General features: G+C 75.9%; 1 protein-coding gene. It reads right to left on the bottom strand.

The features are described from left to right. Positions 1-3,733, bottom strand: a 3,733-nt coding sequence (locus ACFF45_RS35060) for a type I polyketide synthase (RefSeq protein ID WP_381351074.1), incomplete at both ends; no start/stop codon positions are given.

Below are 3,733 nucleotides of genomic sequence, written 5' to 3'. Positions count from 1 at the left end.
GCAGCGTCCGCGGCAGCACACCATGCCGCATCGCCAGCACCATCTTCATGATCCCGGCGGCGCCCGCGGCCGCCTGCGTGTGACCGAGGTTCGACTTGACGGAGCCGAGCCAGAGGGGGCGTTCGGCAGGCCGGTCCTGGCCGTACGTGGCCAGCAGCGCCTGTGCCTCGATGGGGTCGCCGAGCGTCGTCCCCGTGCCGTGTCCCTCCACCGCGTCCACGTCCGCGGAGGTCAACCCGGCTGACGCCAGTGCCTGCCGGATGACCCGCTGCTGCGACGGTCCGTTGGGGGCGAAGAAGCCGTTCGACGCGCCGTCCTGGTTGACCGCCGTGCCCCGGATCACGGCGAGGACCGGACGGCCGTTGCGCCGGGCGTCCGACACCCGTTCCACCAGGAGGGTCCCGGCGCCCTCGGCCCACCCGGTGCCGTCGGCGCCCGAGGCGTAGGAACGGCACCGGCCGTCGGCCGACAGGCCGCGCTGGCGGCTGAACTCGACCAGGATCTCCGGCGAGGCCATGACCGCCACGCCGGCGGCCAGGGCGAGCGAGCACTCGCCCGAGCGCAGGGCCTGCACGGCGGAGTGCAGTGCGACCAGCGAGGAGGAGCAGGCCGTGTCGACCGCGACGGCCGGGCCTTCCAGTCCGAGCGTGTACGAGACCCGGCCCGCGACGGCGCTGCCGCCGCTGGAGCTGCCGTAGCCGTAGTCGTGGTACATGACGCCCGCGAAGACTCCGGTGCGGCTGCCGCGCAGCGAGGCGGGGTCGATGCCGGCCCGTTCGAAGGCCTCCCAGGACGTCTCCAGCAGCAGCCGCTGCTGCGGATCCATCGCCGAGGCCTCGTTCGGGCCGATGCCGAAGAACCCGGCGTCGAAGTCGCCGGCCTCGTGCAGGAAGCCGCCGCCTCGCGCGTAGCACTTGCCGGGGCGGCCGGGGTCGGGGTCGTAGAGGTCCTCGTCCCAGCCGCGGTCGGTGGGCAGCGGCACGATCGCCTCGTCGCCCGCCGCGAGCAGGCGCCACAGGTCCTCGGGCGAGCTGACTCCGCCGGGGAAGCGGCAGGCCATGCCGACGACGGCGATCGGCTCGTCGTCGGTGCGGTGGTGCGGGGCGGTTCCTGCGGCCGGGGTGCCGGCCGTGGTCCCGCCGAGGGTCTCGCCGAGGTGCGCGGCGACGGCGTCGGCCGTGGGGTGGTCGAAGACCAGCGTGGCGGGCAGGCGCAGGCCGGTGGCCGTGCTGAGCCTGTTGCGCAGTTCCACGGCGGTCAGTGAGTCGAAGCCGAGTTCGGAGAAGGCGCGGTCCGGTGCGACGGCCTCGGCGGACGCGTGGCCGAGGACGGCGGCGACCTCGGTGCGGACCAGGTCGAGCAGGGCCGCCTCGCGGTCACCGCCGCCGAGCCCCGCGAGGCGGTCCGTCCAGGCGGAGCCGGCGGTGGTTCGCGCCGCGCGCGGCACCCGTACGACATCGCGCAGCAGGGCGGGGACGGGGCCGTTGGCCCGGACTCCGGCGGCGTTGATCCTGACGGGCACCAGGGTGGCCGGGCCGGGCAGTGCCACGTCGAGTGCCGCGAGCCCTTCGGCCGCCGTGAGGGCGGGGAAGCCCTGCTGGGCCATCCGGGCCAGGTCGTCGTCGGTCAGGGCCGAGCCGAAACCGGTGTCCAGGCCCCAGAGGCCGTAGGCCAGGGAGGTGGCGGGCAGGCCCGTCGCGGCGCGGTGCTCGGCGAGCGCGTCGAGGAACACGTTGGCCGCCGCGTAACCGCCCTGGCCGGCCGCGAGGACCAGCCCACCGGCGGAGGAGAACAGGACGAACGCGGTCAGGGGCAGGTCGCGGGTGAGTTCGTGCACATTCCAGGCGCCGTCGACCTTGGGCCGCAGGACGGATGCGAGCCGGTCCGGGTCCAGGGTGGTGACCAGGCCGTTGTCGACGACGCCCGCGGCGTGCACCACGGCGGTGAGCGGGTGTTCGGCGGGGATCGCGGCCAGTACCGCCGCGAGCGCGTCGCGGTCGGCCGCGTCGCAGGCGGCGACGGTGACCTCGGCGCCGAGGCCGGTCAGCTCGGCGGCCAGCTCCGCGGCGCCCGGCGTGCCGGCACCCCGCCGGCTGGTCAGCACCAGTCTGCGGACGCCGTGCGCCGTCACCAGGTGGCGGGCGACCAGCGCGCCGAGTCCGCCGGTCCCGCCGGTGATCAGGATTGTGCCGTCGAGGCGTTCCGGCCGCGGCCGGGCGTCCGCGACGACGAGCCGGGGCACCAGCAACTCGCCCTGGCGCAGGGCGAACTCGGGTTCGTCACTGCCCAGCGCCGCGGGCAGGGCGGCCCGCGACTCGGCGGATCCGTCCAGGTCGGCCAGTACGAAGCGGCCGGGGTTCTCCGCCTGCGCCGCCCGCACCAGGCCCCACACGGGGGCCGCGGCGAGGTCGGCACGCTCGTCGTCGCGCACGGTCACGGCCCGCCGGGTCAGGACGACCAGGCGGGAGGCGGTGAGGCGTTCGTCGGCCAGCCAGGTCCGCAGGGCGCGCAGGGCGGCGGACGCGGTGGCCCGTACGGCGGAGGGCACGTCGCCGGGGCCCGGGTCCAGCGGCAGCAGGACCACGTCCGGCACCTCCGTGTCCCCGGCTTCGACCGCCTCGGCGAGTTCGGCGAGTCCGGGGAACGCCGGCAGGGCGAGGTCGGACGGGCCGACGACGGCCCAGCGGGAACGGGCCGACGGTGCCGCGAGGGCTGCGGCGTTCTGCCACCGCACCCGGTAGAGGGTGGCGTTCCCGGTGCCCCGCACGGTGTCGAGCTGCCGGGCGGAGACCGCCCGGGACACGAGCGAGGTCACGGACAGCACCGGGCGTCCGGCGTCGTCGGCGATGTCGAGCGTCACGCTGTCGGGTCCGGCGGGCCGCATCCGGACGCGCAGGGCCGTGGCTCCGGTGGCGTGCCGGGAGACGCCGTTCCAGGAGAACGGCAGCAGCGTGGCCTCCGAGCCGTCCGGGTCCTCCAGCAACGAGGCGTGCAGCGCCGCGTCGAGCAGGGCGGGGTGCACGGCGCAGCGCCGGGCGTCGGCACGCGCGTCCTCGGGCAGCGCGATCTCGGCGAAGAGCTCGTCGCCGCGCTCCCAGGCCGCGCGCAGGCCCTGGAACACCGGACCGTAGCCGTATCCGCGGCTCAGCAGCCGTTCGTAGGCGCCGTCCGTCGGGCGTACGGTGGCACCGGGCGGGGGCCAGGCCCCGAACGCGTCCGCGACGGGGGCCGTACCGGCGGCCAGCAGGCCCTCGGCGTGCAGGGTCCACGTGCCCCCGGCTTGCTCCTCGGCGGCCGAGTACACCGCCACGGTCCGGCGGCCGGACTCGTCCGGCCCGCTCACCAGCACACGGACGACCAGACCGCCGTCGTCCGGCAGGATGAGAGGGCTGGTGAGCGTCAGCTCCTCGATCCGGTCGCAGTCGGCTTCCTGTGCGGCGCGCAGCACCAGCTCCACGAAGCCGGTGCCGGGCAGCAGGACGCTGCCGAGCACGTCGTGGTCGGCCAGCCAGGGCTGGTCCCGTACCGACAGCCGCCCGGTGAGCACCAGGGCACCGCTGTCGGGCACGGTGACGGCGGCGCCCAGCAGCGGGTGGTCGAGAGCGCTCACGCCGAGCCGCGCCGGGTCGCTCACCAGGGCCTCGCCGAGCCAGGACTCGGCGAGGTAGTCCGACACGTCCAGCCAGTAGCGCTGGCGTTGGAAGGGGTAGGTGGGGAGGCCGTCGAGGTGGTG

It is taken from the genome of Streptomyces cinereospinus, assembly GCF_042430725.1.
In the GTDB taxonomy this organism is placed as follows: domain Bacteria; phylum Actinomycetota; class Actinomycetes; order Streptomycetales; family Streptomycetaceae; genus Streptomyces; species Streptomyces cinereospinus.
Note: the sequence above shows the minus strand (reverse complement) of the source record. Positions and strands in the feature narration are given on the sequence as shown.